Source organism: Sphingomonas sp. OV641, assembly GCF_900109205.1.
Classification (GTDB): domain Bacteria; phylum Pseudomonadota; class Alphaproteobacteria; order Sphingomonadales; family Sphingomonadaceae; genus Sphingomonas.
The window spans coordinates 206,903-232,730 of record NZ_FNZB01000003.1 but is presented as its reverse complement, the minus strand read 5'-3'; the positions used below and the strand labels follow the sequence as shown (position 1 = coordinate 232,730).

Here is a 25,828-nt window from a genome sequence, read left to right as displayed (position 1 = left end):
TTTTGTTGCGCGGCATTGCAGCGAAATGTCAGTTCTTGCGTTTCTTTTTCTTCGCCGGCGGCTGGGGCTTGCCATCGCGCGGAAACAGCACGGCCGCGACGCCGATCGCGATCGCACCGACGCCGGCCGCCGCTCCCACGATCCGTCCCACGGACCATCCACGCCGCGGCTCGGCCCATTCCTCCTCCGACTTCTGCGGTGGCGCAGGCGGGCTTGGCGGGTGCGGCGGCTCCTGGATTGGATAAGGCGAGGTATTGGCGGGCGGCACCGGGGGCGTCTGCGTCATCTTGATCCTCTTGTTGGCGACAGAAGAACGCCGGCCGCTGTCACCGGGTCCCATTGGGCATCGCTTCAGCAAAATAGCGCCGCGCTGCCAAGGCCGTTCCCTGTCCCGTCGCTGGGCGGTGCCCCATCTGTGATCAGCAGTTCAACGCCTTGACGCTCCACGGCATTTCGGCAACGCATCGATAATCTTGGGGGCGGATCAGCATGGCATTGTTCAGCGGTACTTCGGCGGCCGATTATTATTCGGGCACTGACGACATTGACGTAATCAACGGCGAAGACGGCAATGATCGACTGTTCGGCGGGTTGGGCGCCGATCGAATCTACGGCGGATCGGGAACCGACATTCTCACCAGCGGCATGGCGCTGGTCGATTTCTTCGGTGCCTTTCTCCCGGCGCGGTTCGATGCCGCCGCGGATCAGGATCGCGTGGACGGCGGCATCGGCGATGACGTCATCGGTGGCGGCTATAACGACATTCTGCTTGGCGGAGAGGGCGTCGACACGTTGTTTCTTGATCTGACAGCCGCGGATCAGGGCGTGACGCTCAACTTCGCCACTCAATCGTCAGGTGGGTCCGCGCGCCTCGGCACCGGTCGCATCGCCGGTTTCGAGCGGGTCGGCTCGATCTTTGGCAGCGCCTTTGACGATGTCGTGCGCCTCGGAAATCTCGCAACGGGCGCGACGCTGGGCGATCATGTCGATGGCGGCGACGGCAATGACGTGATCGACGGCCGCGCGCTGGGCAGCGCACCCGGCAACGGCTCCTCCGGCGGCGACGTGATCGTTGGCGGCTCCTATCGCCTCGCAGGCGGCGCTGGCGATGATCAGCTGTTCGGCAGCGACTTCGCCGATCGTTTGCAGGGCGGCGACGGCAATGATCGCCTGGTTTCCGGCCTGGGGCGCGACACGCTGCTCGGCGGCGCGGGCGACGACGTGATCGATCTGCGGGCGAAGGGCTATTCCGGCTTCAAGGACGTGGACGGCGGGGATGGCCAGGATCTGGTTCAGGTGCTCGGCAGTCGCGGCAGCTACAAGGTATTCCTCACGTCGGAGGGTCGTACGGTCCTCTACCGCGACTTCGGCTCCTATGATGAGGAATATCATCTCGCCGGCGTGGAAACGGTGCAGTTCGGCAAGACCGCCGTTTCGATGGCCGATCTGCTGGTCGCTTATCGTGTCGGCACCGACGGCGCCGATTGGATCGGGCCCGGGCAGGCCGATCGCTACGGGCGCACGCCCACAGACGGCAAGGACACGCTATACGGCCTGGCCGGGGATGACGTGCTGGACGGCGGCCGCGGCCCCGACACTTACTACGGCGGCGAAGGGGCGGACACGTTCATCCTCAACAATGCCGGCGATCGGATCATGGATGCCGAAGAGGCGGACCGGGTCATCAGCAGCGTCAGCTATTCGGAAGGCGGGGGCTCAAGCGGCGTGGGCCAGGTCGAGCTGAGCGGTCGGGCCGACATTGACGCATTCGCCCCCTCTTCCTGGGTCGTGCGGGGCAATGCCGGCGACAACCATCTGACCGGGCGGGGTGAACTGGAAGGCGGTCTTGGCGACGACCTGCTCACCGGCACCTACGGGACCGGGCTAGCGAGCTACGAACATGCGGCCCGCTGGGTTCGCGTCAGCCTCGCCGTCAGCGGCGCGCAGAACACGCTCGGCGCGGGGATCGATACGCTTGATCAGATCAGGGGACTTCGCGGCTCCCAATTTGACGATCTGCTCATCGGCGGCGACGGCGACGACACGATCGAGGGCGCGGGCGGCAGTGATCGCATGCGCGGCGGCGCTGGCACCGATACACTCGATTATGGTCACGCGGCGGCCGGCGTTCGCGTTGACCTGTCCGTGAACGGCGCGGCGCAGGATACCGGCGGCGCCGGCATGGACACGATCTGGGACTTCGAGTTCCTCTTCGGCTCCGCGCATGATGACAAGCTGATCGGCAGCGACAGCACAGACGGCAATTACCTGCGTGGCCGGGACGGCGATGATGTCCTGATCGGTCGCGGCGGTCTTGACACGTTGGAGGGCGGGGCCGGCGCTGACCTGTTCGTCTATGATGCGATCGGCACGGGCGACTGGATCATGGATTTCGGCCTCGGCGAGGACCGGATCGATGTGTCGGCCATCGATGCCGATGCCAGTGTGGCAGGCGATCAGGCCTTCCGTATCGTCGATGCCTTCACCGGCGCGGCCGGTGAACTCGTCATTACTCAGCCAATGGATTCCCATGGGCAGATCCGGGCCGATGTGAACGGCGACGGTCAGTCGGATCTGACCCTGCTTTTCTACGCCACTATCCCGGACGACATCGCCGCCCGCATCATCCTGTAGCGATCAGTCGAACAGCCCATCCTGGCTGCCCGCCGGCGGATTGAGGCCCAGATGCTTCCACCCGCCGGCGTTCAGCATCCGTCCCCGCGCCGTGCGCGCGACCAGGCCGAGCTGGATCAGATACGGCTCGATCACTTCCTCGATCGTGTCGCGCGGCTCGGATAGGCCCGCCGCCAGCGTCTCCACGCCCACCGGCCCGCCGCGGTAGATGTCTGCGATCATTGTCAGGTAGCGGCGGTCCATCGCGTCCAGGCCCAGATTGTCCACCTCCAGCCGGTTGAGCGCGCGGTCGGCCGCGCCCGCGTCCACCTCCACCACACCGGCGACATTGGCGAAATCCCGCACGCGCCGCAGCAGGCGCCCGGCGATACGCGGCGTTCCACGCGACCGGCGCGCGATCTCCGCCGCCCCGTCCGGCGCGATATGCAGGTCGAGCAGCGACGCCGCACGCGTAACCACGCTGGTCAGTTCCTCGACGGTGTAGAATTGCAGCCGGATCGGGATGCCGAACCGGTCGCGCAGCGGCGTCGTCAGCAGCCCCTGCCGCGTCGTCGCGCCAACCAGCGTGAAGCGCGGAAGATCGATCCGCACGCTGCGCGCCGAAGGACCCTCGCCGATCATCAGATCAAGCGCGCGATCCTCCATCGCCGGGTACAGCACCTCCTCCACCGCTGGCTGCAACCGATGAATCTCGTCGATGAACAGCACGTCGCCGTCCTCGAGATTGGTGAGCAGCGCCGCCAGATCGCCCGATTTGGCGATCACCGGCCCCGATGTGGCGCGAAAGCCGACGCCCATCTCGCGCGCCACGATCTGCGCCAGCGTGGTCTTGCCAAGCCCCGGCGGACCGAAGAACAGCACATGATCCAGCGCGTCGCCGCGCGTGCGCGCGGCTTCAATGAACACGCGCAGATTGTCGCGTGCCGCCGCCTGGCCGACGAATTCGTCCAGCCGCTTGGGGCGCAGCGCAGCATCGGCATCTTCGGCGCGGCGGGCCGGGGTGATCAGTCGGTCGGTATCGGTCATGGCTGATGTGCCATTAGCTCCGCACGGGCGCGCCGCCTATGCCTTTGACCCTGCCCGCTCAATCGCCGCCGCTCTTCTTCATGCCGGCCAGCGCCGCCTCGATCCGCTGCCACAAGGCGGCCACCGCCTCGACGCCCGGCGCCTGGCGCGAGGTGAAGGCGCCCAGCGGCGCGCGGCGCTCGGCCATCGCTTCAAAGGCGCTCGCCATCGGGATCACCGGCCAGTCGGGATGCTGGTCCAGCGCCTCGCGATGCACCGCGCGGCGACGGTCGACCATCGAGAAGACGGGCGCCAGCGTCACCTTCGGCCCCTTTTTGCGTCCGACATGCGCCGCGATCTCGTCCAGTGCGCGGCGCGACAAGGCGGATGGGATCACCGGCACCGCGACCAGATCCGCCGCGCGCATGATCTGGTCGGACGTGTCGGTCAGGCCGGGCGGGCAGTCGATCACGATACGGTCGTATTCGCCCGCCAGTTCCTCGACCAGCCTCGCCAGCCGGTTCTTCTTGTCCAGCACGCGAAAGGCGACATCCAGTTCGCGCAGCGAGGCATCCGCGGGCAGCAGGTCCAGCCGCTCGATCGCGGTGCTGCGCACCAGGCGACGTGGGTTCACCTCACGCCGGATCGCCGCTCCCGCCTCGCGCCCATGCGGATCGTGACCAAGGATCCAGGTCGACGCCGCCTGCCCGTCGAGATCCCACAGCAGGGTGCGCCGCGCGGACAAGGTTGCGGACGCCCAGGCCAGGTTCACCGCCAGCGTCGTCTTTCCCACGCCGCCTTTCAGGCTGTAGACTGCCGTCGTTCGCCCGCTCGTCGCGCGCTCAGCCATGATGCTCGATCTCCTCGCCGGTGGTCGCGGCACAGGCACCCGCTCGCGCGATGAACGGCGCGCCGCCGCGGCACCGGCAATCAGGACGGCGGCAAACGACCATCCGCGCCGGTTCGCCCGGACATGTGAGCGCGATCTGCCCGCATCGGGAAGTCGCGCGGCGCATCATTTTGCCGCTTTTCGCAAGGCCAGCCGGACCAGCGCGTCCAGCGTCGCGCCAGGCCCAAGCTCCTCTTCCGCAGCCGCTACCGCCGCGCTCGCCTCAGCCGGGCGGAAGCCCAGATTGAGCATCGCCGAGACCGCGTCCGCGCCCGCCCCTACCGGTGCAACCTGCGCCGCCGCGGCCGGCCCCAGGATGATCCCGCCCGCCTTGTCCTTAAGTTCGCGCACGATCCGCTCGGCAAGCTTGGGCCCGACGCCATTGGCGCGCGCCACCATCGCCTTGTCCTGCGCGGCGACCGCTCGGTTCAGTTCGGCCGGCTCCAGCGCGGACAGGATCGCCAGCGCCACCCGCGCACCAACGCCCTGCACGCCGGTGAGCAGTCGGAACCAGTCGCGCTCGTCCGCGCTGGCAAAGCCCACAAGTCGCTGGAAATCCTCGCCCACCAGCATCTCGGTGTGCACCATTACCGCTTCGCCCACCGGCCCCAGCGCCGTCAGGGTGCGAGAGGACGCGCCGACGAGATAGCCGACACCGCTCACCTCGATCACCGCATGGTCCGCGGTGGTGCTGGCAAGCACGCCCTTGAGATAGGCGATCATCGTGCGGCCCCCGTCATGCGAGCGGCGTTAGCAGGTCCCTTCCCCCTTCGTCACCCCGGACTTGGATCCGCAGCCAACAGGTCGCCCCGGAGTGAATATCATCCCTGATGATGCCCCGGGGTTCAGGTTCCGCGAACGACATCACCCCGCCCGCCAGTTGTGCGTGTCTATAATTGTGCGCGCCGCATCATGCCGGCTGCGCTCGCCTGATGATGCGCATGGCAGATCGCCACCGCCAGCGCGTCCGCAGCGTCCGGCCCGGCAACCTTGGCGCCCGGCAGCAGCACGCCGATCATCGCCTGGATCTGCCGCTTTTCCGCGCCGCCAGTGCCGACCACCGCCTTCTTCACGGTCGAGGGGTGATATTCGCCGATGGTCAGACCCGCTCCGGCACCCGCGAGCAGCACGACGCCGCGCGCCTGCCCCAGCTTCAGCGTCGATTGCGCATTGGTGTTGCCCAACACCTCTTCCACCGCCGCGCTGTCCGGCCGCTCGGCACGGATTACGTCGATCAATGCGCTGTAAAGATTGGCCAGCCGCCGCGGCAGCGGTGCGGTCGTATCAGTCTTGATCTGCCCGTTGGCGACATGCCGCAGCCGGTTGCCCTCCGCCGCGATCACCCCCCAGCCGGTCGTGCCAAGTCCCGGATCAAGGCCAAGAATAATCATGACGACGAAAGCTCCTCCCCTTCAGGGGAGGAGTTGGGGTGGGGGCCGGACCAGCGATCGGGCTGATCCTTCAAGACGTTCACAATCGTCAGCACCACACCCTCGATATTCTCACCTACGCCGCTGTTGGAGAGGTGCCGCCAAGGCCGTTTCTCCCACGACCGGAATCGCCGCGCATCGCCTTCGCCCGATCGAGCAGTTCACGTTCGCTCGTCACTGCCCCACCCAACCCTTCCCTGAAGGATAGGAGCTTATAGCCCGAGGTTACCCCAGCTTCGCCATCACCTCGTCCGACACTTCGTAGTTGCCCCACACCTGCTGGACGTCGTCGTCATCGTCCAGCGCATCGATCAGCTTGAACAGCGTCGCCGCGTCGCTCTCGTCCACCGCGACCATCGTCTGCGGCCGCCAGGCGAGCTTTGCGCTTTCCGCCTCGCCCAGCACCGGCTCCAGCGCCTTGGCGACTTCGTGGAGGTCGGCCTGCGCGGTCCAGATCTCGTGCCCGTCCTCGCTCGACGTCACATCCTCGGCGCCCGCCTCCAGCGCGGCCTCGAACACCTTTTCGCTGTCACCGACGCTCGCCGGATAGTTGATCAGCCCCAGTCGATCGAAGCCATGGCTGACCGATCCGGATGCGCCCAGATTGCCGCCGTTCTTGCTCACCGCGGTGCGCACATTGGTGGCGGTGCGGTTGCGATTGTCGCTCAGCGCCTCGATGATCAGGCTCACACCGCCGGGGCCAAAGCCCTCGTAGCGGATTTCCTCGTAATTCTCCGCGTCGCCCCGGCTCGCCTTGTCGATCGCGCGCTGGATATTGTCCTTGGGCATCGACTGCGCCTTGGCGGCGTTCACCGCCGCGCGCAGGCGCGGGTTCATGTCGGGATCGGGAAGCCCCATCTTCGCCGCGACGGTGATTTCGCGGCTCAGCTTCGAGAACATGCCCGAACGCTTCTTATCCTGCGCACCCTTGCGGTGCATGATGTTCTTGAATTTGGAATGACCTGCCATGCGCGCGGCCATACGCGCGCGGCCCCCGCTTCATCAAGCCTTGCGCCGACTCCCGCACATCGGCCAAACGCGGCCGCATGACGATAGCCGTGGACATGGGCGCCGACACCTCGGGCGCGCCGGTCCTGATCGACCTTGAGGAACTGCTCGCCACCCGCTTGCTCGTGCAGGGCAATTCGGGCTCGGGAAAATCGCATCTGCTGCGCCGACTGCTCGAACGGTCGGCCGGGCAGGTGCAACAGGTGGTGATCGATCCGGAGGGCGACTTCGTTACGCTCGGCCCGGCGTACGGCCATGTCGTGGTCGAGGCGACCGACTATTCGGAGCGCGAGATCGCGCGAATCGCCGGCCGGCTGCGCGAGCACCGGGCCTCGGTGGTGCTGAGCCTCGAGGGGCTGGAGGCGGAGGGGCAGATGCGCTGTGCCGCCACCTTCCTTTCGGCGATGTTCGATGCCCCACGCGAACATTGGTATCCCGCGCTGGTCGTGGTGGACGAGGCGCAGCTGTTCGCGCCCACAACCGGCGGCGAAGTGGCGGAGGACGTGCGCCGTGCCTCGCTGTCGGCCATGACCAACCTCATGTGCCGCGGCCGAAAGCGAGGCCTCGCCGGCGTCATCGCGACGCAGCGGCTGGCGAAGCTCGCCAAGAATGTCGCGGCCGAGGCTTCGAACTTCCTGATGGGCCGCACCTTTCTCGACATCGACATGGCGCGCGCCGCCGATTTGCTCGGCATGGAGCGCCGCCAGGCGGAAACGATCCGCGATCTCCCGCGCGGCACGTTCCTGGCGCTCGGCCCCGCGGTCTGCCGGCGCCCGCAAACGGTAAAGATCGGCGCGGTTGAGACCAGCGCGCGCTCCGGCAGCCCCAAGCTCACGCCGCTCCCCTCCGCGCCGCCGGCCGATCTTCAGGACCTGATCTTCGCCGCGCCCGAGCCGGAGGCGGCGCCGCAGCTGCCGATGGCCTTCGAGGCCCGCCCGCGCCGCGTGCCGGCGGAGGAGCTCATCTCGGAAATGGCCCGGCCAGCGCCGCTCCCGCCCGAGCCAGAGCGATCGGATGAAGAGGTGTCCACGATCATCGCCGACGTGCTGCGCGCGATCGTCGAGGATCCCGAATCCGCTGGCCGCCCGGCGTCCGTGCTGTTTCAGGACTTTCAGGTCCGCTGCCGGATGCAGGGTCTGTCGCGTTCCGGCATCGAACTTAGCGATTTCACCCGCCGGCTGTCGTCGGCCCGCGCCGGCATCTTCGACACCGCCGATCCCGAATGGGCCGAGGCGGTCGCTTTGGCGGGCGCGCTGCCCGACGAGATGGTCGGCCCGTTCCTGCTCGTCGCCAAGGCCGCCAAGGAGGGTGCGCCCTGCCCCAGCGATGCCGCGTTGGCGGAAACCTACGGCACGTCCTCGCTCGGCCGCGTACGGCGTCTGATGGGCTATATCGAAAGCCGCGACCTGATCGTCACGCGCACCGATCTGTCGGGCAAGCGGTCGATCACCATTGCGCGGCTCGGCTGGACCACGGCAGCGGCTGAGGCGACCTGACGCCTCTGCCGCTGCGACCTCGCCGAACGAAGTGCGATGAGGGTCAGCGATCCTCGCAGCGGATGCGGTTCTTCGCCATGCTCACCTCCGCCGCCTCTCCGGCGAGGATCTCGGTGCTGGCGGTCTGGTCGCGAACGGCCATCTCGAACACCGCTGGGCCGGTCAGGGCGCAGGCGAGGCGATTGGCCTGCATGGCGCAGGCAGTGCCGTAGCGCGCCGGATCGCCGATGTCTCCGCTGGCCGGTGGCTTCATCATCATGGTGACCATTGCCGACCCGCCGAACAGCGCCATGCCCAGCCCCTTGAGCGCACGCGCCTCATAGGCCGGCTTGCCGGTGGCCGACTTCACCGGTTTCATGTCGAACTGGGCCGCCATGCGGCTGCAGAAACTGCCGGGCGCGACCTCATCGGCGTGCGCGGCCGCAGTCGGCAGGAGCAGGAGAGCGAGCGGGAGAAGAAGCTTCATGCGACCTGCCGTAAGGCGGAATTGTTACAGTTGCGGATCGATGCTCACAGCATCCCCAGCGCCTGCATGTACGTCTCGAGGATCATTTCCTCTTCCTGATATTCTTCCCGCTTCTTCTTGCGGATCGACATGATCTTGCGGATCGCCTTGGGATCGTATCCGCGCGACTTCGCTTCGGCCATCACGTCCTTGATGTCGTCGGCGATGCCCTTCTTCTCTTCTTCCAGGCGCTCGGCGCGTTCGATCAGCAGGCGCAGTTCCTCTGCCGCCACCTGACCGCCACCCATGCCCTCGCCGCGTTCCTCAGCCATCGTTTCAACCCCAAATGTGAAGCACCGCCCGACTCAGCTGCGAGGAGGGCGGCGCGGTTACTGGAAAATCAGTTGCGGCGGCGGCTCCTATGGGAAGCCGCCGGAGCGATCAAACCTTATTCGGCGAGCGGCTTGGCCACCGCGCCCTTGTGCATCACGAAGCGCACCCGCTCGAGCTGGCGCACGTCGGCGAGCGGCGAGGAATCCACCGCGATGATGTCCGCCGTTTTGCCCGGTTCGATCGTGCCGATCGCATTGCCCTGCCCCAGCACCTCGGCCGCCGTCACCGTGGCGATTCGGATCGCCTCGGCCGGCGTCATGCCCACCTTTTCCACCAGCAACGCGAATTCCTGCCCATTGTCGCCATGTTTGGAAACGCCGCTGTCGGTGCCGAAGGCGAATTTCACGCCCGCCTTATAGGCCTTGCGATGGCTTTCCTGCATGGCGGCCGCAGCAGCCTCCGCCTTGGGCAGCACCGCCGGCGGCAGCATGCCCGCGCGCGCCTGCGCAACCGCGGCGACTGGCGCGATCTCGGTCGGTACCAGATAGGCGCCCGTCTTCTTGAACATCGCGATGGTCTCGTCGTCGATGAAGCTGCCATGCTCGATCGTGTCGACACCCGCCGTCAGCGCGGCCTTGGTCCCTTCCGCGGCATGGCTGTGCGCGGCCACCTTGCGGCCCAGCCCGTGTGCCGCGTCGACGATCGCCTTCATCTCCTCCGGCGTGAAGGCGCGGCCCAGCCCGCCCGACACGTTGGACAGGACGCCGCCGGTCGCGGTGATCTTGATCACCTGCGCGCCCAGGCCAACCTGCCGCCGCGTCGCGCGCACGCAATCCGCCGGCCCGTCGCAGGTATTGTCCACCGTCTGCGCCACGGCATGGGCATAAGGCTCCGCCAGGCCGTTCAGTGGATCGCCATGCCCGCCCGTGACGGAGATTGCCGTGCCCGCATTCACGATCGTCGGGCCCATCACATCGCCGCGCTCCACCGCGTCGCGCAATGCCCGAATGCTGCGCGGCTCGCCGCCAAGGTCGCGCACGGTGGTGAATCCGGCGTTCAGCGTCGCCTTCGCATTGCCCGCGCCGTACAGCACGTCATCCGCCACTTCGGTGTTCAGCGCGGTCAGGCGCGCCCGCATCGGGTCGCCGCCGATGCCCAGCAGATGGACGTGCAGGTCAATCAGCCCCGGCAGGACGAACTTGTCGTTCAGCGCCACCAGCTTCGCGCCGGCTTCCGGCCGCACGAAGCCGTCCCGCACCTCGGCGATCTTGCCGTCGCGCACGATAATCGTGCTGTTGCCGCGCGGCGCCTGCCCCGGTCGGTCGAGCAGCGCGCCGGCGTGAATATAGGTGACGGCAGCCGCAGTGGCTGCCGGTGCCGTTTGCGCAAGAGCAGGCGTGGCCGCCGCCATCATCGCTGCAGCCAGGATCGTCTTCTTCATCGCCTACCCCCCGTGATCGCGCCGGCGACGTTCGCCGCGCTCTTTTCGTTGTGGGAGGTGAGTAGAAGATGGGCCGCACCCAGGACAAGCGGCCCGACAGGAAATCAGCGCGCGTTTTTCGCGACACTTTCCTCCATGCGCCTCAGCTGCTCGGGAGTCGCCTCGCCCTGATGCTCCGCCTTCCACTCGGCATAGGGCATGCCGTAGATCGCCTCGCGCGCCGCATCCTTCGGCACGCCGCCCGCTTCGCTCACCCAATCGGACAGGCAGTTGCGACAGAACCCAGCCAGCCCCATCAAATCGACGTTCTGCGCGTCGGTCCGGTGCCGCAGGTGGTGCACCAGCCGGCGGAATGCAGCAGCCGCCGTCGCGTCGTCGATCGCATCGATCGGGTCCATCATCGTCTCCAGAGGTTGATCACTGGCAGATAGGCAGTAGGCGTGCGCGGGCAAAGCGAGGAAACCGATTACATGGCACGAGCGATCACCCCCCGCAGCCGCAAGGTGCGCGTGCTCGCCACATTGGGCCCGGCCAGCAGCACGCCGGATATGATCTCCCGGCTGTTCGAGGCAGGCGCCGATGCGTTTCGCATCAACATGAGCCACGGCGACCAGGCCTCGAAGGTCGCGGTCATCCAGGCGATCCGCGCGCTGGAGAAGAGCCACGGCCGCCCCACCACCATTCTGGCGGATCTTCAGGGCCCCAAGCTTCGCGTCGGGCGCTTCGCCGAAGGGCGGATTCAGCTCGCCCATGGCGCCACCTTCGTGCTCGATCGCGATCCCGCGCCCGGCGATGCGACCCGTGTCGAACTGCCGCATCGTGAGATCTTCGAGGCGATCACGCCGGGCGCCCGGCTGCTGCTGGACGATGGCAAGCTGGTCCTGCGCGTCACCGAGCATGAGGCGGACCGGATCGTCACCATTGTCGAGGTCGGCGGCCCACTCAGCAACAACAAGGGGCTGAACGTGCCGGACGTGGTGGTGCCCATGGCGGCGCTCACCGACAAGGACCGTTCCGACCTCGCCTTCGCCATCGAGGCGGGCGTCGACTGGATCGCGCTGTCCTTCGTGCAACGTCCGGAGGATCTGGCCGAAGCGCGCAAGCTCATCGGCGGCAAGGCGGCCTTGCTCGCGAAGATCGAAAAACCCGCCGCGATCGACCGGCTGGAGGAGATCGTGGAGATGTGCGACGGCGTCATGGTTGCGCGCGGCGATCTTGGCGTGGAGCTGCCGCCGCAGACGGTGCCCCCGTTGCAGAAGCGGATCGTGGAAACGTCGCGCCGGCTCGGCCGTCCGGTGGTGGTCGCGACCCAGATGCTTGAATCGATGATCAAGTCTCCCTCGCCCACCCGCGCGGAGGTCTCGGATGTCGCCACTGCCGTTTACGACGGGGCGGATGCGATCATGCTGTCGGCCGAGAGCGCGGCAGGGGATTGGCCGATCGAATCGGTGGCGATGATGAACGCCATCGGCGAATCGGTGGAGCGTGATCCGATGTACGAGGATCGCGTCCGCTTCACCGTCACCCGCCCCGATCCCACGACCGCAGACGCGCTGGCGGAAGCAGCCAAGAACATCGCCGCAACCATCTCCGCCAAGGCGATCATCTGCTTCACGACGTCCGGCTCCACCGCGCGCCGCGTCGCGCGGGAGCGCCCGTCGGTACCGCTGCTGGTACTGACGCCGAAGCTTTCCACCGCGCGTCGCCTGGGGCTTCTATGGGGCACCCATGCCGTGCACACGCGCGATGTCGATTCCTTTGAGGAGATGGTCGCCAAGGCGAAGCGCATGGCCCTGCGTCAGGGCGTGGTGAAGGCGGGCGACCGGGTGATCATCATGGCCGGCATCCCCTTCCGCACGCCGGGCGCCACCAACGTGCTTCACGTGGTCGGCATCATCGGCGATGAACTGAAGGGCTTCGGCTGATCATGAGGGGGGCCGCCCGCGACGCGCGGCGCGCCCCCTTCAGCCCAGCAGGCCGAATCGGGTGAGGTCGGCGCGCAGCGTCGCGGCGTCGCTGAACGGCACGGCGTGCATCCCCACCTTTTTTGCGCCGGCCACATTGTCGTGCCGGTCGTCGATGAACAGCGCCTCGTGCGGCTGCAACCCGAATCGCTCAAGCGCCAGGCGGTAAATGGCGGCATCCGGCTTCACCAGTCGCTCCGCCCCGGACACCACGATGTCGCGAAACCGGTCGAACATCGCCGCTTCCTGCGTGCGGAACGGCACGAAGAATTCGTCGCTGAAATTGGTGATCGCGAACAGCGGTACGCCGGCCTCGTCCAGCTCGGCCACCAGTTCGGGCATGCCTGTCACCGGCCCTGGAATCTGTTCCGAGAACCGTGGGCCCCATTGGGCGATCAGGTCCGCATGCTGCGGAAAGCGTGCGCAAAGCTCCGCCGACGTCTCCGCGAAGGGACGGCCGGCGTCATGCTGGAAATGCCACTCCTTGGAGCAGACATCGCGCAGGAAAACGTCCAACGCCTCATCATCGGTGATGAGGCGCCGCTAGAGGACCCGAGGGTCCCAATCGTACAGGACGTTGCCGATGTCGAAGACAACGGCAATCGGCCGCATCAAGATCAGCCCTGGCGGGCCTTGAAGCGACGGTTCGTCTTGTTGATGACATAGGTCCGGCCGCGACGACGGATGACGCGGTTGTCGCGGTGGCGGTCCTTGAGCGACTTGAGGCTGTTGCGGATCTTCATGGCGGATTCGCTTCTACTTTTATGCGTGATCGGAAAGGGTGCGCGCCTAGTGGCAGGGCTCTTGCAAGTCAAGACGGAGCCGCCAACAGAGACAAGCGTTGAATCACCGTAACGAACGCTGGGAGATAAGTCATGGGCCGCTTTTTGATCGTCGTCGGCTTGGCGGCGGCGCTTGCGGGCTGCGCCACCGGGCCATCGCGCTTCCCGGTGCAGACCACGCGCTATCACTTCAACGCCATGACGGATCGCGGCACGATCGCGGTGGAACCGCTGACCGGCACCGGCACCGCAAGCCTTGAATACAAGACTTATGCCGCCGCGGTTCAGACGGAATTGCTGCGGCTTGGCTACACCAACCCGGCGCCCGGCGCCGCGCCCGATTTCCTCGCAACCGTTTCCTTCAGCCGCGCCACCCGGCCGCTGCCGCAGCGCCGCTCGCCCGTGTCGATCGGCGTTGGCGGCGGCGGGTTCAGCGGCGGCGGTGGCGGCGGCGGTGTCGGGCTTGGCGGCGGGGTCAGCTTCCCGGTCGGCGGATCGGGCGCCGGCGCCGGCGTCGTCACCGAATTGTCCGTCCGCATCCGCAAGGGCGCCGATGCTGTGTGGGAAGGACAGGCCCAGTCGTTGACCGATCTCAGCGCCCCCGATGCAGATACCGGCGCGGTCGCCGCCCGACTCGCCCGCGCACTGTTCAACGGCTTTCCCGGGGAAAGCGGTCGCACTATCGAGGTGCCATGAATCTCAGCATCAACGCCGCCTTTGACAGCGGCAACATCCGCCTGATCGCGATCGAGGGAGACCGTGTCGATCTGGAGATCGTCAAGGATTACCAATCCGATTTCTACCAATGGTTCTATTTCCGGGTGGCCGGCGTCGCGGGGCGCCGGCTGACGTTCCGCATCCTGAACGCCGGCGGCTCGGCCTATCCGTTCGGCTGGCCCGGCTATCGCACCCGTGCGTCGACCGATCGCAAGGCATGGCGCACCGTGGAGACGCGCTACGCCGATGGCGTGCTGGAATTCGACTGGCAGGGTGACGCCGCCGCCGTTGGTGACGCGCAAATCGTCTGGTTCGCCTATTTCGCGCCGTACACCATGGAGCAGCATGCCGATCTGGTCGCGCGGATTGCCGCGCGGCCCGGTGTGCGCCATCGCGAGCTCGGCACCACGCTCGACGGCCAGGCGATCGACTGTTTCGACATCGGCACCGGTCCCAAGTCGGTCTGGCTCTACGCGCGCCAGCATCCGGGCGAATCCATGGCCGAATGGTGGATGGAAGGCGCGCTCGACTGGCTTACCAGCACGGCCGCCGCTTCGTTGCTCCAGGCCGCAACCGTCCATGTGGTGCCCAACATGAATCCGGATGGCACGCGCCGGGGCCATTTGCGCACCAATGCCGCCGGCGTGAACCTCAACCGCGAATGGCACAGTCCAACGCCCGATCGCAGCCCGGAGGTGCTCCACGTCCGCAATGCGATGGATGAAACCGGTGTCGCCTTCGCCATGGACGTTCATGGCGACGAGGCGATCGCCGCGAACTTCATTGCCGGCTTCGAAGGCGTCCCATCCTGGACGGAGAAGCGTGGCAGCCTCTTCGTCGAATTCGGCCGCCGGCTCGCCGCGCACACGCCCGATTTCCAGACGGAACTTGGCTATGAAAAGTCGCAGCCCGGCCGGGCGAACCTGTCCATGTCCACCAACCAGCTGGCCGAGCGGTTCGGCGCGGTCAGCGTGACGTTGGAAATGCCGTTCAAGGACCATGATGCGAATCCCGATGCGGCCTTTGCCTGGTCGCCGGAGCGGTCTGCGAAGCTCGGCGTCGCCTGCCTGGAAGTGCTCAGCGAGATGATCGGGGACCTGTGATGGAATTGCGCGAGGGCGGTCTTGATGATCCACGGGTGATCGCCCTCGTCGCGCATCACCAGGCAGAGGCGCGCGCGACCACGCCGCAGGACAATGCCCATGCGATGGGCACGGAGGGTCTGCGCCGGGCCGACATCAGCTTCTGGTGCGCATGGGAGGGGGAGGAGCTACTCGGCATCGGCGCGCTGCGCGAGCTGTCGCCTGATCATGGTGAGGTAAAGTCCATGCGGACGGCGCCCGGCCACCTGCGCCGCGGGGTTGCGCGTCAGATCCTGGCGCAGCTCGTCTCGCTTGCCCGCACGCGTGGCTATCGCCGGGTCAGCCTGGAAACCGGCACCGCGCCGATGTTCGAGCCGGCCAACCGGATGTACGAAGCGGCGGGCTTCGTCGATGGCCCCGTGTTCGGCGGCTATCCCGAAAGCCCGCACAACCGCTTCATGACGCTCGCCCTGTAGCGCGGCGCATCACGCGGCATCAAAGATACTCGTCCCAGTGCCGGTACACCGGTTCCTTGGACAATTGCGGCCGGTCCGCCTCGTCCAGGGTCATATACGGTGCGGCCTCGATGTCCTCCCGCGTCAGTTCCAGGTAAAAGCCGCGCAGATCCGGCGCATAGGTCAGCATCGACCAGGGCAAGGGATAGGCGCGCGAGCCGAAGCCGAGGAACCCGCCGAAGGTAAGCACCGCATGTTCCACCTGCCCGCTGTGCTTGTCGATCATCAGCGAGTGGATGGAGCCGATCTTCTCGGCCCGTCGATCATAGACCGGCGTTCCCTCGATCCGGTTGGATGAAATCAGCCGGTGCGCCTCGTCGGCGGCCGTCTGGTTTCTCATTGTCGCAGTGTTCATCTGTGTCATGGCAAGCCTCCATGTGCCCCCCACAACCTGTCTGCCGACGGTCCGCCTTTGGCGGATTTTCGCCGTGATTCCTTATGCCTCATTTCCGCCGCTGGCGCCACTGTCGCGACTGATCCCTACTGCCTTCCGCAGCGGCTGAAGTCTGATTCACGTCCTTTGAAACACCTCTCCGGCAAAGGTTGGCGAACAGTTGGCAAGGCGAGGGTGAGAGCCGCTAAGCCAGCGGTGTCGCTCCAGCTGGACCTCGCCCCCTCTTTCGGAAGCGGATCGGCCGGCTGGGTCGAACGCTAGCCGCGCGGGAATGCACGCACTAGCCTCCCGCCCGATGCCCTTGGGGCGACTCGGGAGAGACAGGTGACTGACCCCTCGCTGCGCGACCGCGCCGTTCAGCTCTATGACGCCTTCACCCATGACCATCGCGATCGGCGGACCTTGCTTCGCCAGATGACGGCGCTGGCCGGCTCGGTGGTGGCGGCGGAAGCGCTGATCGCGGGGATCGCCGCCTCCCCCGCCGCTGCGGCGATCGTCGATCCGGCGGACAAGCGCCTGGATGCCGGGATGCGCAGCGGCACGGCGGCGGGCCAGCCGTCGCGCGCCTATTACGCCGCGCCCAAGGGGAAGGAAGCGGCCGCGGCGCGGCTCGGGGCCGTCCTCGTCATTCATGAAAACCGCGGCCTCACCCCGCATATTCAGGATGTCGCGCGCCGCATCGCGCTTGCCGGCTTTCTGGCGATCGCGCCCGATCTGCTCGCCCCGCAGGGCGGCACGCCAACCGACGAGGACAAGGCGCGCGAGCTGATCAACGCGGTCAACTATGATCTCGCACTCGCCCAGGCGCGTGCCTTTGCGGATGAGGCGCGGGGGATGTCACGCGCCTCGGGGAAGGTCGGCGTCGTCGGCTTCTGCTGGGGCGGCGCCTTTGTGAACCGCATGGCGGTGGCCGGCGGTATCGACGCCGGCGTATCTTATTATGGCCCCGCGCCCGCGCCGTCGGAGGCGGCAAAGATAGGCGTGCCGCTGATGCTGCATTATGCCGGCACCGACACGCGTGTCGCCCAGACGGGCGAGCCCTGGGTGGCCGCGCTGAAGGCAGCCGGAAAGCCGGTGGAGGCGTTCACCTATTCCGGCGTCGACCACGCCTTCAACAACGACACCTCCGCCGCGCGCTACAACAAGCCCGCCGCCGATCTCGCCTGGGAACGCACCACCACCTTCCTCCACGGTCACCTCGACGCGTGAGGCTGAACTTCGCTGGAATCATCCGCAACATCTCGGGAGAGGCACGATGAGCGACTTGATCTTCTACACGAACCCCATGTCCCGCGGCCGGATCGCGCGCTGGATGCTGGAGGAAGTCGGCGAGCCCTATGACACCCGGCTGGTCGACTGGACGGCCAAGCCTGATGATTTCCTCGCCGCCAATCCAATGGCCAAGGTGCCCACCATCATCCACCGCGGGCAAGTGGTAACCGAGGCCGGCGCGATCATCACCTATCTTGCCGAAACTTTCCCCGCGGCGGGTCTCGCCCCGCGCGCGGAGGAACGCGCGTCCTTTTATCGCTGGATGTTCTTTGCCGCGGGCCCGCTGGAGGCGGCCACCACCGATCGCGCACTCGGCGTCGCGCCCACCGCCGAACAGCAGGGCATGGTCGGCTACGGCACCCTCGACCGGGTCGTGGACGCGCTGAAAGGCGCTGTAACCGCAAGCACCTATATCGCCGGCGAGCGATTCACCGCCGCGGACGTCTATGTTGGCAGCCATATCGCCTGGGGTCTGCAATTCGGCGCGTTTCCTGCCTCGGACGAATTCGATCGCTACCTCGCCCGCATCATGGATCGCCCCGCTGCCATCCGCGCCCGCGAGATCGACGACGCGTTGATCTCCGGCAACGGTAGCTGAAGCTCCATAGAACCGCTTCGACTGAGGCGAGAGCCTTGGGGAACGCCTTTCGTCATGCCGGCTTCCACTAAGCCGCAAACTTCAAGCTGTTGCGTTCCGCGGAACAGTGGATCCCGACCCAAGCCGGAATGACGCGACTCAGTGAGCAGCGAGGGTTCCGCTGAGGCCTGGCTGTAGCCTGAGCCTACCAACACCGGCCGTATCGAGCTTGTCGAAGGACGTGCCCCGAACACGACCGCGTCCGGCAGCGCTCACGGCGAACCCAGCGCTCACGACAAACAAGGCAAGGCGATCGCCCCGCCAACGCCCACCAGCACCCCTTCATGGCTCCCGTGCGTTTAGCCGCACATGGCCTATGCTGCGACGATCCGCCCCCGCTGGACGCGCGAGCGTGCGCTCGCGGCGCTGGCAGCGATCGTGGTCCAGGCGCTGCTCGGCTATGCGCTCATCACCGGACTCACCGTGTCATTTCCCCGCACCGTGGAGGAAACACTGACGCTCTTCTCCGCAGAGCCGCCGCCCCCACCCGCGCAGCCGCGCACCATACCCGAGCCGCAGGCCGCCAAGAGCCGCGCGGAGGGCCGCGCCTCGGCCCGCAACATCCGCAGCCGTGCGACTGCGGTGGCCGCGCCAGAGCCGATCGTGGTCACGCCGCCGCCACCCCCGCCCGTAATCGCCGCGCCAAAGCCCTATATCGCCCATGACCCCACATCGGGTTCTGCGCCGGTACGCGGCCCCGGTACGGGCGCCGGCGGGGTTGGCGACGGCTTCGGCAGCGGCGGCAGCGGCGATGGCGACGGTGCAGGCGGCAGGGGCGGAGAGGAAACCGGGCCGGAATTCCTTCGTGGCCGGATGCGGACGTCCGATCTGCCAGAGGCGCTGTTCGTCACCGGCTTCACCGGCACCGTGGGCGTCCGCTACATGGTGGCGACCGACGGCCGGGTGCCAATCTGTGAGGTGACGCGCTCCAGCGGGAACGCGGCCGTGGATGACACGACCTGCCGTCTGATCCGCGAGCGCTTCCGCTTCCGCCCTTCCCGCGATGGACGCGGACGGCCGGTCAGGTCGTGGATCGTCGAAAATCACACCTGGGAGGTGGAGGCAGACAGCGTGGACGTGGTGGAAACGCCCCGCAAGCGCCGCGTGCGAAGCTGGTAAGCAACCTCACCAGTTTCCCCAGCCCTGCGCCCCTTTCGCATGTTCGGCGATCCGCCGCCGCGTTGCCGGCGTGGCGGCCTCTGGCAGTTGGTCCGGCGCGAACCAGCCGACCTCCGCGATCTCGCGCGGGTCGGCAATCACGATGGATGCCGGATCGGTCACCCCGCAAAGGAAAACGACGACATGATCGTCCTTTCCCTCCCCGCGATTGTGATAGACGCCCTGCACCCGGCGGACGATTACCTCAGAGAGGCCCACTTCCTCCCGCAGCTCACGCCTGATCGCCGTCTCCGCGCTCTCGCCCTTGTCGACGCCGCCGCCCGGCAGGTACCATCCGGCGACATATTGATGCCGTACCAGCGCGATCCGACCGGCATCATCGACCAGCAGCGCGCGCACGCCGAACGTGCGCGGTCGAACGACCTTCCAGTAAAGCCGCATGGCACGCCCGGCGATCCGGTAGCGCCACGCCACCACGGTCAGGCGCCGATGGAAACGCTCAGGAAGGCCGGAACCGGCCCGTTCCAGCCATCATCCGGGCCGTCGTCGACCGGATCGCGCCGCCGACGATACTCATCCCGTCCGCGGCCGCGCTCGCGCTCGGCATCCCGCTCGCGCCCATGCTCACGCTCACGCTCGCGCCCGTGCTCGCGCCGCGGCGCGCGCTCCTCGTCGGCTCGCGCACGCTTGGGCCGCTCCGGCTTCGCCTCTTCCGCCACCGTCACTTCGCGGCGGTCGATCTTCTGGCCGGTAAGCTTTTCGATGTTATCGATATTCTCGGCGTCGTCCGGCGCGACGAGGGTGAAGGCGACGCCCGTCGCCCCGCCACGGCCCGTGCGGCCGATCCGGTGCACATAATCGTCCGGATGCCAGGGCGCATCGAAGTTGAACACGTGGCTCACACCCTTGATGTCGAGCCCACGCGCCGCAACGTCGGATGCGACCAGGATGTTGATATCGCCCTTCTTGAACCGGTCCAGCTCGGCGAGGCGCGCCGGCTGCTCCATGTCGCCATGGATCTCGCCAGCCGCAAAACCGTGCTTCTTCAAGCTCTTGTTCAGCTCCCGCACCGTTGTCTTGCGGTTGCAGAAGATGATCGCCGTGCTGACGCCCTCTTCGCGCAGCAGATGGCGCAGCGTCCGCCGCTTCTCGAAAGCCTGGCCCTTCACCGGTACCACCCACTGGGTGATGTTGGTGTTGGTGGTGGCTGGCCGGGCGACTTCGATCGTCTTGGGATTTTCCAGGAACTTGTCGGCCAGCTTCTTGATCGGTGGCGGCATGGTCGCCGAAAAAAGCAGTGTCTGCCGTTGCTTGGGCAGCTTGGTGCAGATTTCCTCGATGTCGGGAATGAACCCCATGTCGAGCATGCGGTCGGCCTCGTCGATCACCAGCATGCTGCAACCGTTCAGCAGGATCTTGCCCCGCTGGAACAGGTCCATGAGCCGGCCTGGCGTGGCGATCAGCACGTCGACGCCCTTTTCCAGCGCCTTCACCTGATCGCCCATCTGCACGCCGCCGATCAGCAGCGCCATGGAAAGCTTGTGATACTTGCCGTAAATTTCGAAGTTCTCGGCGACCTGGGCGGCCAGCTCGCGCGTCGGCTCCAGGATCAGGCTCCGCGGCATCAGCGCGCGGGCGCGACCGTGCGCAAGGATGTCGATCATCGGCAGCACGAACGATGCCGTCTTGCCCGTCCCGGTCTGCGCGATGCCGATGATGTCGCGCATCATCAGCACGCTCGGGATCGCCGAGGCTTGGATCGGCGTCGGATCCGTATAGCCGGTGTCGCCAACGGCGCGGAGAAGCTCTTCTGAAAGGCCGAGGTCGGCGAAGCTCATGGCAATCCTGAAAAGAAGGCGCGTCGATGCCGCCCTTTTACGAGCCGGGCGAGACGCGATTACGCCTTTGTTGTCAAGGTAAACGGCGCCCCAAGCTGCTTTTTACGCCTATTTCTTCTCTCTCAGGGTGCGAAACCGCGATATTTCGCACCGTCCGCCGGATCGCGTGCGCAGCGCATCACGGCGGGCGCAAATCATGCCATCCTTCGCACGCTTGACGTAGAAGCCGCTGTAGAAGTTCAGCGACGGGCAATCATCGTCCAGTTTTGCCCGCAACCGGCGCCCGTCGGTGGTGATCAGATCCACGTCCCCATCCCTGGAGATAACGGCGCTCGCGAGCACGTCCGCCGGCACGCATTTCGCCGCCTTCTTCTCCTCCCATTCGGTCGGGGCCACGCTGTAGCGGCGCGGCGTCGGTGCCAGCCGCGGAATACGGATCACGATCCGCTCGCGAACGGCGAGCTGCGCATAGCGCACCTCCGGCTCGCTGGCGGAGATCGCAAGCGGCGCGGCAAGCAACAGCGGAAGGATGGGGCGGGCGCGTATCTGCATCGTGGAACAGCCCCGCGCTGCCCCGAACAGTTTGAACCCTTGATGAATTGCGGCAATCATGTGGCAATGACTCCGCAGCAGACCCGCATGCTGGACGCGCTGGCGCCCCGGCTTCCCACCCGTGCAATCGTTACCGATCGGGAGGCGATCGCGCCTTGGGAAACGGACTGGCGCGGGCGCTGGCATGGCCATGCTCCTATCCTGTTCGAGCCGGTTACGGTGGGCCAAGTGCAGGAAATCGTTGCCGTCGCTGCGCGGGAACAGGTGCCACTGGTGCCGCAGGGCGGCAACACGTCCATGGTGGGCGGCGCAACACCGCCCGCGTCCGGCGCCGCCGCCATCCTTTCGCTGCGGCGGCTCAACCGCATACGATCGCTGGACGCGTCCGCCGGGCTGGCGATTGCCGAGGCGGGCGTGATCCTTGCCGATCTCCACGAAGCGGCGCTGGCCGATTCGCGGCGCTTCCCGCTGACTCTGGGCAGCCGTGGCTCCGCGACGATCGGCGGGCTGGTGTCCACCAACGCTGGTGGAACGCAGGTCTTGCGCTGGGGAACGATGCGCGGCCTCGTCGTCGGTGTGGAGGCGGTGCTTGCCGACGGCAGCCTTTATGATGGGTTGGCCGCGCTGAAGAAGGACAATCGCGGCTATGATCTGAACCAGTTGCTGATCGGGGCGGAAGGCACGCTGGGGATCGTCACGGCAGCAACGCTGCGCCTCGCCCCGGCGATCAGCGCACGAGCGGTGGCCTGGATCGGCCTCGCCACGCCCGATGCGGCGCTGCGATTGCTCCGCCGGTTCGAGGCCGCCGGCAACGCCGTGGAAAGCTTCGAGCTTCTCCCGGCCGAATCGCTCCATGCCGTGTTGACGCACATACCCGGCACCCGCCCGCCCCTCTCCGGCGAGCATTCCTGGCATGTCCTGATCGAAGCGGTGACGAGCGATGCCGAGGCGCCGCATCCGACAGGGTTCGTGGAACGGGTGCTCGGCCCTGCCATGGCGGACGGCATCGTCGCGGACGCCGTCATTGCCGCCAGTGAGGCCCAAGCCGACGCTTTCTGGCGCATCCGCGATTCGATCTCGGACGCGGAACGCGCCACCGGACCCGCTGCGCAGCACGACATCTCCGTGCCGGTCGAAGCCATGCCGCGCTTCCTGATCGAAGCTGCCGCCGCCTGCGACGCTCGCTTCCCCGGCACACGCGCGAGCGGCTTTGGCCATCTGGGCGACGGCAACGTCCATTTCCACGTTCGCGCCCCAGCCGGAGCGGATCGCAGCCGCTGGCTTGCCGAGGACGCACCGCTGGTGACGCGCTTCGTTGACGATCTGGTGGTCGCGGCCGGCGGCTCCATTTCTGCCGAGCACGGGATCGGGCAGATGAAGCTGCACGAGCTCGAAAGATTGTCGCCCCCGCCGCGCATGGCCGCATTGCGCGCGATTAAACAGGCGCTCGATCCCGCCGGCATCTTCAATCCGGGCAAGCTCGTCACGCTTGCACCAAGCCGCGCGGACGAATAGGGCGCGCGGGTTCGGGCGGCCGGCGCCGCTCCTTGTCCGTATCTGGAGAGATTTGATGGCCAGCGCGCCGCAGCAGCAGCTTCCGCTCTTTTACAACGGTCTTGAGCCGCTCTCGAGCGAGTTGCACGCCGATTACAAGATCCGTCCCGCGCAGACCGCGCCGTTCCTGGCGTTGCAGCATGCGATCCCGATCACCATCGACGAGTTCGCGCTGGTGCAGCGGTACATGCCGATCGTCTTCTCCGCCGGCGAAGATTCGGTGCCGATCGCGCTGATGGGCCTGAACGAGGGCGTGAACGTCTTCGTTGACGCCGATGGCAAGCTGGTCGACGACACCTTCTACGTCCCGGCTTATATCCGTCGCTATCCCTATCTCCTCGCCCGCCTGCGCCCGGACGCGCAGGAACTTTCGCTCTGCTTCGATCCGACCTCGGACACGATCGGTCAGTTCGATGAAGGCCAGGCCCTGTTCGAGAACGGCCAGCCGAGCGAAGTGACCAAGAACATCCTCGCCTTCAACGAGCAGTTCGAGCAGGCCGGCGCCCGCACCGCGCAATTCATGAACGAGCTGCGCGAGACGGAGCTTCTCATGGACGGCGAAGTGTCGATCCAGCACGAAGGCTATGACCAGCCCTTCGTGTATCGCGGCTTCCAGATGATCAACGAAGAGAAGCTGCAGGATCTCCGCGGCGATCAGCTGCGCAAGATGACCAAGAGCGGCATGCTCCCGCTGCTCTATGCGCACCTTTTCTCGCTGTCGCTGATGCGTGAGGTTTTCGCGCGTCAGGTGCGGCTCGGCAAGATGCCGCAGCCGAACATGGCCGGCTGATCAGCCTCCACGGCATTGCAGTTCGAAAAAGGCGCCATCCCGGATCGGTTCGGGGTGGCGCCTTTGCTTTTGTGCGCCAACCTTCCGCCGAGCCCGGTTCACGGGGCCAGATGCCCGGCCCCCCGCCCGCTGCGGCCATTCACCGATGAATTTTCTCTATTCCTCTTCCGAGGGTTGAAACCACTTGCCCGTACATTACGTTGTGCAGGTACGGTTTCCGTGTCCCCCCTTTCGCGGAGCCGTATGACACACCCTTGGGTGTGTCTCCTCCCTGAACCTTGGCCACCTCGGGCTTCGCCCGAGGTGGTTTTTTTATTCAGCGGCCAGCGCTGTCGGCAGGTCGAGCGCCTCTTCCTCCAGCGCATCGATCATCTCGCGCACCAGCGCGACCGTTCGGTCGAACCCGCTGCCGGGCCGATCCAGTCGCGCATCGAGGTAAAGCGAGCGATCAAGCTCCAGCTGAATGGCATGGACGTTGCCGATCGGATCACCGTGCCGCTCTAGAATATAGCCGCCGGCATAGGGCACATTGAGGCTGTATTCCTGCTGCCCGCCCGCAGCCACCATCTCCATGCGCCGCACGAAACGCGCCGCTGCGGATCGGCCGAAACGGTCGCCGAGGACGATGCGGGTGCGGCTCCCGGCGATGGGCGGCATCGAATGGATATCGAGCAGCACCGCGACGCCGAAGCGCGCCCGTGCCTGGGACAGGGCCACCGCCACTGCCTCATGATACGGACGGTGAGTCGTTGCGATGCGCGCGATCACTTCGTCACCGCCAAGGCGCCGTCGCCAAAGCTCGCCCGATGCGCTGGTGCGGCGCGGCACCAGGCCAAGCCCGCTACGCACCTTGGCGCTGAGGTGCCCCGCCGCCGCGCCATCGTCGAGCCGCGGATCACGATCATGCTCTGCACGATTGAGGTCGATCCACGCGCGCGCGGTGCGCTGGATGATGGTCGCCTCGTCACGACGCGCCGCCAGGGCGACGGCGTCGACGTATCGATCCTCAAGCGCCGTCAGCGCCGCCAGGGGGACGCGCAGGGCGTCTTGCAGAGACGGCGGATAGATCCTTCCGGCATGCGGGACGGACAGCACCACAGGGCTCGCCGGGGGCAGCTGGCCGACCACATCGAAGGACAATTGCATCGCTCTCCAGCCTATGGAGTAAGTCTACCTGTCGCAATACGATACAGCCATCACCGTCATCGGCTGGAAAACGTTAAAGGATTCCACATATGCTGGCGGCTGATCGCAAGGACCCACCACGAATGATCCGAATCTTGCTGGCTGAGGACGACCAGGTGATGCGCGAATATCTCGCGCGCGCATTGGAAAAGTCCGGCTATGCGGTGACTGCCGTTGACCGCGGGACAGCTGCGCTGCCCCTGATTGAAGCAGAAGAGTTTGATCTCCTGCTGACGGATATCGTGATGCCCGAAATGGATGGGATCGAGCTGGCGCAGCGGGCCGGTGAGATCCGTCCGAAGCTTCGCGTCATGTTCATCACCGGCTTTGCGGCCGTGACGCTGAAGGCGGGCAAGGCCATGCCCCAGGCCCGGGTTCTCTCCAAGCCGTTCCACCTGCGCGACCTCGTGATGGAGGTCGATCGGATGTTCGAGATTGGAGAATTTCAGGAATTGCAATGACGGGGCTTGCGCCCATGTCACAGCCCGGCTAATGGCGCCGCTCCCGGAGGGCGTGTAGCTCAGTGGTAGAGCACTGTGTTGACATCGCAGGGGTCGCAAGTTCAATCCTTGCCACGCCCACCATCTAAAACCCCGCCGTTCGTTGGACGGCGGGGTTTTTGATTTCTGGCCCGATTATCACCGCAAGAACAGCGCCGAAGGCGGCTTGCCACTCCGCACCGCTAGCATCTGATCGGCTCTCCGCTCGGTCACCCCCCGCCCCTCGCCCGTTCCCGAAGGGCGGCA

At 66.6% G+C, this 25,828-nt stretch carries 28 protein-coding genes, 1 tRNA gene and 1 pseudogene; 13 read left to right on the top strand and 17 right to left on the bottom strand.

What is annotated here, in order from left to right; all coding sequences use genetic code 11:
- Positions 1 to 28 precede the first annotated feature (28 nt).
- Positions 29 to 286 (bottom strand): hypothetical protein, encoded by a 258-nt coding sequence (locus BMX36_RS15060; protein ID WP_143058580.1) that lies wholly within the window; start codon positions 284 to 286, stop codon positions 29 to 31.
- 203 nt (positions 287 to 489) lie between these two features.
- Here BMX36_RS15060 and BMX36_RS15055 point away from each other — a divergent pair, with 203 nt between their 5' ends.
- Positions 490 to 2,634 carry a calcium-binding protein gene (locus tag BMX36_RS15055; protein WP_093066713.1) on the top strand — a complete coding sequence of 715 codons (2,145 nt, stop codon included), beginning with the start codon at positions 490 to 492 and terminating at the stop codon, positions 2,632 to 2,634.
- 3 nt (positions 2,635 to 2,637) lie between these two features.
- Here the strand turns inward: BMX36_RS15055 and ruvB are convergent, their stop codons facing one another.
- From ruvB to BMX36_RS15030, 5 genes are all read right to left on the bottom strand, one after another.
- Positions 2,638 to 3,660 carry a Holliday junction branch migration DNA helicase RuvB gene (gene ruvB, locus BMX36_RS15050; RefSeq protein ID WP_093066711.1) on the bottom strand — a complete coding sequence of 341 codons (1,023 nt, stop codon included), beginning with the start codon at positions 3,658 to 3,660 and terminating at the stop codon, positions 2,638 to 2,640.
- Between the two features lie 58 nt (positions 3,661 to 3,718).
- The gene (locus BMX36_RS15045; protein WP_066781110.1) at positions 3,719 to 4,489 is read right to left on the bottom strand and encodes a ParA family protein; all 771 of its coding nucleotides are present in this window, start codon (positions 4,487 to 4,489) and stop codon (positions 3,719 to 3,721) included.
- A gap of 165 nt (positions 4,490 to 4,654) precedes the next feature.
- Complete coding sequence (gene ruvA / locus BMX36_RS15040; RefSeq protein ID WP_093066709.1) at positions 4,655 to 5,251, bottom strand: Holliday junction branch migration protein RuvA; 597 nt, start codon at positions 5,249 to 5,251, stop codon at positions 4,655 to 4,657.
- A gap of 167 nt (positions 5,252 to 5,418) precedes the next feature.
- On the bottom strand, positions 5,419 to 5,919 hold the full coding sequence (gene ruvC, locus BMX36_RS15035; protein WP_066781106.1) for a crossover junction endodeoxyribonuclease RuvC: 501 nt from the start codon (positions 5,917 to 5,919) through the stop codon (positions 5,419 to 5,421).
- 264 nt (positions 5,920 to 6,183) lie between these two features.
- Positions 6,184 to 6,927 (bottom strand): YebC/PmpR family DNA-binding transcriptional regulator, encoded by a 744-nt coding sequence (locus BMX36_RS15030; RefSeq protein WP_066780923.1) that lies wholly within the window; start codon positions 6,925 to 6,927, stop codon positions 6,184 to 6,186.
- A gap of 77 nt (positions 6,928 to 7,004) precedes the next feature.
- On the opposite strand from BMX36_RS15030, the gene BMX36_RS15025 reads away from it, so the two are divergent.
- Entirely contained in the window at positions 7,005 to 8,462 is a 1,458-nt protein-coding gene (locus BMX36_RS15025) for a helicase HerA domain-containing protein (RefSeq protein ID WP_093066707.1), read from the top strand.
- A 43-nt stretch (positions 8,463 to 8,505) separates the two neighbouring features.
- Here the strand turns inward: BMX36_RS15025 and BMX36_RS15020 are convergent, their stop codons facing one another.
- The 4 genes from BMX36_RS15020 to BMX36_RS15005 all read right to left on the bottom strand — a co-directional run bounded on the left by BMX36_RS15020 (position 8,506) and on the right by BMX36_RS15005 (position 11,079).
- Positions 8,506 to 8,928, bottom strand: coding sequence for a hypothetical protein (locus BMX36_RS15020; RefSeq protein ID WP_093066705.1), 423 nt, complete (start codon positions 8,926 to 8,928; stop codon positions 8,506 to 8,508).
- Positions 8,929 to 8,972: 44 nt separating this feature from the next.
- Positions 8,973 to 9,239, bottom strand: coding sequence for a DUF2312 domain-containing protein (locus BMX36_RS15015; RefSeq protein WP_066780916.1), 267 nt, complete (start codon positions 9,237 to 9,239; stop codon positions 8,973 to 8,975).
- Between the two features lie 116 nt (positions 9,240 to 9,355).
- On the bottom strand, positions 9,356 to 10,681 hold the full coding sequence (locus BMX36_RS15010) for a metal-dependent hydrolase family protein (RefSeq protein WP_093066703.1): 1,326 nt from the start codon (positions 10,679 to 10,681) through the stop codon (positions 9,356 to 9,358).
- Between the two features lie 104 nt (positions 10,682 to 10,785).
- Complete coding sequence (locus BMX36_RS15005) at positions 10,786 to 11,079, bottom strand: DUF1244 domain-containing protein (protein WP_093067007.1); 294 nt, start codon at positions 11,077 to 11,079, stop codon at positions 10,786 to 10,788.
- A 72-nt stretch (positions 11,080 to 11,151) separates the two neighbouring features.
- On the opposite strand from BMX36_RS15005, the gene pyk reads away from it, so the two are divergent.
- Complete coding sequence (gene pyk / locus BMX36_RS15000) at positions 11,152 to 12,606, top strand: pyruvate kinase (RefSeq protein WP_093067005.1); 1,455 nt, start codon at positions 11,152 to 11,154, stop codon at positions 12,604 to 12,606.
- A gap of 39 nt (positions 12,607 to 12,645) precedes the next feature.
- Here the strand turns inward: pyk and BMX36_RS14995 are convergent.
- Positions 12,646 to 13,257, bottom strand: a pseudogene (locus BMX36_RS14995) (HAD family hydrolase).
- 5 nt (positions 13,258 to 13,262) lie between these two features.
- Positions 13,263 to 13,388, bottom strand: a complete 126-nt coding sequence (gene ykgO, locus BMX36_RS14990) for a type B 50S ribosomal protein L36 (RefSeq protein WP_003046794.1) — start codon at positions 13,386 to 13,388, stop codon at positions 13,263 to 13,265.
- A gap of 132 nt (positions 13,389 to 13,520) precedes the next feature.
- On the opposite strand from ykgO, the gene BMX36_RS14985 reads away from it, so the two are divergent.
- From BMX36_RS14985 to BMX36_RS14975, 3 genes are read left to right on the top strand one after another with little or no spacing between them, the layout of a single operon-like run.
- Positions 13,521 to 14,123: a DUF4136 domain-containing protein gene (locus BMX36_RS14985; protein ID WP_066780912.1), complete on the top strand. Its 603-nt coding sequence runs from the start codon at positions 13,521 to 13,523 to the stop codon at positions 14,121 to 14,123.
- Positions 14,120 to 15,247: a M14 family metallopeptidase gene (locus BMX36_RS14980; protein WP_093066701.1), complete on the top strand. Its 1,128-nt coding sequence runs from the start codon at positions 14,120 to 14,122 to the stop codon at positions 15,245 to 15,247. The genes BMX36_RS14985 and BMX36_RS14980 overlap by 4 nt, the downstream gene beginning before the upstream one ends.
- A complete protein-coding gene (locus BMX36_RS14975; RefSeq protein ID WP_177179168.1) occupies positions 15,247 to 15,702 on the top strand; it encodes a GNAT family N-acetyltransferase in 456 nt (151 codons plus the stop codon). Before BMX36_RS14980 ends, BMX36_RS14975 begins: the two co-directional genes overlap by 1 nt.
- Before the next feature lie 19 nt (positions 15,703 to 15,721).
- Here the strand turns inward: BMX36_RS14975 and BMX36_RS14970 are convergent, their stop codons facing one another.
- Positions 15,722 to 16,105: a PRC-barrel domain-containing protein gene (locus tag BMX36_RS14970; protein WP_066780906.1), complete on the bottom strand. Its 384-nt coding sequence runs from the start codon at positions 16,103 to 16,105 to the stop codon at positions 15,722 to 15,724.
- 354 nt (positions 16,106 to 16,459) lie between these two features.
- Between BMX36_RS14970 and BMX36_RS14965 the strand changes: the two genes are divergently transcribed.
- The 3 genes from BMX36_RS14965 to BMX36_RS14955 all read left to right on the top strand — a co-directional run bounded on the left by BMX36_RS14965 (position 16,460) and on the right by BMX36_RS14955 (position 19,163).
- Positions 16,460 to 17,344, top strand: a complete 885-nt coding sequence (locus BMX36_RS14965; RefSeq protein ID WP_256210834.1) for a dienelactone hydrolase family protein — start codon at positions 16,460 to 16,462, stop codon at positions 17,342 to 17,344.
- 46 nt (positions 17,345 to 17,390) lie between these two features.
- Complete coding sequence (locus BMX36_RS14960) at positions 17,391 to 18,005, top strand: glutathione S-transferase family protein (RefSeq protein ID WP_093066697.1); 615 nt, start codon at positions 17,391 to 17,393, stop codon at positions 18,003 to 18,005.
- A gap of 348 nt (positions 18,006 to 18,353) precedes the next feature.
- Complete coding sequence (locus BMX36_RS14955; RefSeq protein ID WP_256210833.1) at positions 18,354 to 19,163, top strand: energy transducer TonB; 810 nt, start codon at positions 18,354 to 18,356, stop codon at positions 19,161 to 19,163.
- A 6-nt stretch (positions 19,164 to 19,169) separates the two neighbouring features.
- Here the strand turns inward: BMX36_RS14955 and BMX36_RS14950 are convergent, their stop codons facing one another.
- The 3 genes from BMX36_RS14950 to BMX36_RS14940 all read right to left on the bottom strand — a co-directional run bounded on the left by BMX36_RS14950 (position 19,170) and on the right by BMX36_RS14940 (position 21,553).
- The gene (locus tag BMX36_RS14950; protein WP_066776715.1) at positions 19,170 to 19,640 is read right to left on the bottom strand and encodes an NUDIX domain-containing protein; all 471 of its coding nucleotides are present in this window, start codon (positions 19,638 to 19,640) and stop codon (positions 19,170 to 19,172) included.
- 2 nt (positions 19,641 to 19,642) lie between these two features.
- A complete protein-coding gene (locus BMX36_RS14945; RefSeq protein WP_093066695.1) occupies positions 19,643 to 21,001 on the bottom strand; it encodes a DEAD/DEAH box helicase in 1,359 nt (452 codons plus the stop codon).
- A gap of 108 nt (positions 21,002 to 21,109) precedes the next feature.
- Positions 21,110 to 21,553 carry a hypothetical protein gene (locus BMX36_RS14940; protein WP_066775620.1) on the bottom strand — a complete coding sequence of 148 codons (444 nt, stop codon included), beginning with the start codon at positions 21,551 to 21,553 and terminating at the stop codon, positions 21,110 to 21,112.
- Between the two features lie 66 nt (positions 21,554 to 21,619).
- Here BMX36_RS14940 and BMX36_RS14935 point away from each other — a divergent pair, with 66 nt between their 5' ends.
- Both BMX36_RS14935 and BMX36_RS14930 read left to right on the top strand, forming a co-directional pair.
- Positions 21,620 to 23,068 carry an FAD-binding oxidoreductase gene (locus BMX36_RS14935; RefSeq protein ID WP_177179167.1) on the top strand — a complete coding sequence of 483 codons (1,449 nt, stop codon included), beginning with the start codon at positions 21,620 to 21,622 and terminating at the stop codon, positions 23,066 to 23,068.
- Positions 23,069 to 23,123: 55 nt separating this feature from the next.
- A complete protein-coding gene (locus BMX36_RS14930; protein ID WP_066775619.1) occupies positions 23,124 to 23,897 on the top strand; it encodes a SapC family protein in 774 nt (257 codons plus the stop codon).
- A gap of 312 nt (positions 23,898 to 24,209) precedes the next feature.
- Here the strand turns inward: BMX36_RS14930 and BMX36_RS14925 are convergent, their stop codons facing one another.
- Positions 24,210 to 25,043 (bottom strand): N-formylglutamate amidohydrolase, encoded by an 834-nt coding sequence (locus tag BMX36_RS14925; protein WP_093066693.1) that lies wholly within the window; start codon positions 25,041 to 25,043, stop codon positions 24,210 to 24,212.
- A 122-nt stretch (positions 25,044 to 25,165) separates the two neighbouring features.
- On the opposite strand from BMX36_RS14925, the gene cpdR reads away from it, so the two are divergent.
- Positions 25,166 to 25,543 carry a cell cycle two-component system response regulator CpdR gene (cpdR, locus tag BMX36_RS14920; RefSeq protein WP_093066996.1) on the top strand — a complete coding sequence of 126 codons (378 nt, stop codon included), beginning with the start codon at positions 25,166 to 25,168 and terminating at the stop codon, positions 25,541 to 25,543.
- A gap of 48 nt (positions 25,544 to 25,591) precedes the next feature.
- Positions 25,592 to 25,666, top strand: a tRNA-Val gene (locus BMX36_RS14915).
- The last annotated feature ends 162 nt before the right edge of the window (positions 25,667 to 25,828 follow it).

What these genes read in the sequence shown, in the direction of transcription:
- BMX36_RS15060 (WP_143058580.1), bottom strand. Translation starts at nt 286, where the DNA reads ATGACGCAGACGCCCCCGGTGCCGCCCGCCAATACCTCGCCTTATCCA.
- BMX36_RS15055 (WP_093066713.1), top strand. Translation starts at nt 490, where the DNA reads ATGGCATTGTTCAGCGGTACTTCGGCGGCCGATTATTATTCGGGCACT.
- ruvB (WP_093066711.1), bottom strand. Translation starts at nt 3,660, where the DNA reads ATGACCGATACCGACCGACTGATCACCCCGGCCCGCCGCGCCGAAGAT.
- BMX36_RS15045 (WP_066781110.1), bottom strand. Translation starts at nt 4,489, where the DNA reads ATGGCTGAGCGCGCGACGAGCGGGCGAACGACGGCAGTCTACAGCCTG.
- ruvA (WP_093066709.1), bottom strand. Translation starts at nt 5,251, where the DNA reads ATGATCGCCTATCTCAAGGGCGTGCTTGCCAGCACCACCGCGGACCAT.
- ruvC (WP_066781106.1), bottom strand. Translation starts at nt 5,919, where the DNA reads ATGATTATTCTTGGCCTTGATCCGGGACTTGGCACGACCGGCTGGGGG.
- BMX36_RS15030 (WP_066780923.1), bottom strand. Translation starts at nt 6,927, where the DNA reads ATGGCAGGTCATTCCAAATTCAAGAACATCATGCACCGCAAGGGTGCG.
- BMX36_RS15025 (WP_093066707.1), top strand. Translation starts at nt 7,005, where the DNA reads ATGACGATAGCCGTGGACATGGGCGCCGACACCTCGGGCGCGCCGGTC.
- BMX36_RS15020 (WP_093066705.1), bottom strand. Translation starts at nt 8,928, where the DNA reads ATGAAGCTTCTTCTCCCGCTCGCTCTCCTGCTCCTGCCGACTGCGGCC.
- BMX36_RS15015 (WP_066780916.1), bottom strand. Translation starts at nt 9,239, where the DNA reads ATGGCTGAGGAACGCGGCGAGGGCATGGGTGGCGGTCAGGTGGCGGCA.
- BMX36_RS15010 (WP_093066703.1), bottom strand. Translation starts at nt 10,681, where the DNA reads ATGAAGAAGACGATCCTGGCTGCAGCGATGATGGCGGCGGCCACGCCT.
- BMX36_RS15005 (WP_093067007.1), bottom strand. Translation starts at nt 11,079, where the DNA reads ATGGACCCGATCGATGCGATCGACGACGCGACGGCGGCTGCTGCATTC.
- pyk (WP_093067005.1), top strand. Translation starts at nt 11,152, where the DNA reads ATGGCACGAGCGATCACCCCCCGCAGCCGCAAGGTGCGCGTGCTCGCC.
- ykgO (WP_003046794.1), bottom strand. Translation starts at nt 13,388, where the DNA reads ATGAAGATCCGCAACAGCCTCAAGTCGCTCAAGGACCGCCACCGCGAC.
- BMX36_RS14985 (WP_066780912.1), top strand. Translation starts at nt 13,521, where the DNA reads ATGGGCCGCTTTTTGATCGTCGTCGGCTTGGCGGCGGCGCTTGCGGGC.
- BMX36_RS14980 (WP_093066701.1), top strand. Translation starts at nt 14,120, where the DNA reads ATGAATCTCAGCATCAACGCCGCCTTTGACAGCGGCAACATCCGCCTG.
- BMX36_RS14975 (WP_177179168.1), top strand. Translation starts at nt 15,247, where the DNA reads ATGGAATTGCGCGAGGGCGGTCTTGATGATCCACGGGTGATCGCCCTC.
- BMX36_RS14970 (WP_066780906.1), bottom strand. Translation starts at nt 16,105, where the DNA reads ATGACACAGATGAACACTGCGACAATGAGAAACCAGACGGCCGCCGAC.
- BMX36_RS14960 (WP_093066697.1), top strand. Translation starts at nt 17,391, where the DNA reads ATGAGCGACTTGATCTTCTACACGAACCCCATGTCCCGCGGCCGGATC.
- BMX36_RS14955 (WP_256210833.1), top strand. Translation starts at nt 18,354, where the DNA reads ATGGCCTATGCTGCGACGATCCGCCCCCGCTGGACGCGCGAGCGTGCG.
- BMX36_RS14945 (WP_093066695.1), bottom strand. Translation starts at nt 21,001, where the DNA reads ATGAGCTTCGCCGACCTCGGCCTTTCAGAAGAGCTTCTCCGCGCCGTT.
- BMX36_RS14940 (WP_066775620.1), bottom strand. Translation starts at nt 21,553, where the DNA reads ATGCAGATACGCGCCCGCCCCATCCTTCCGCTGTTGCTTGCCGCGCCG.
- BMX36_RS14935 (WP_177179167.1), top strand. Translation starts at nt 21,620, where the DNA reads ATGACTCCGCAGCAGACCCGCATGCTGGACGCGCTGGCGCCCCGGCTT.
- BMX36_RS14930 (WP_066775619.1), top strand. Translation starts at nt 23,124, where the DNA reads ATGGCCAGCGCGCCGCAGCAGCAGCTTCCGCTCTTTTACAACGGTCTT.
- BMX36_RS14925 (WP_093066693.1), bottom strand. Translation starts at nt 25,043, where the DNA reads ATGCAATTGTCCTTCGATGTGGTCGGCCAGCTGCCCCCGGCGAGCCCT.
- cpdR (WP_093066996.1), top strand. Translation starts at nt 25,166, where the DNA reads ATGATCCGAATCTTGCTGGCTGAGGACGACCAGGTGATGCGCGAATAT.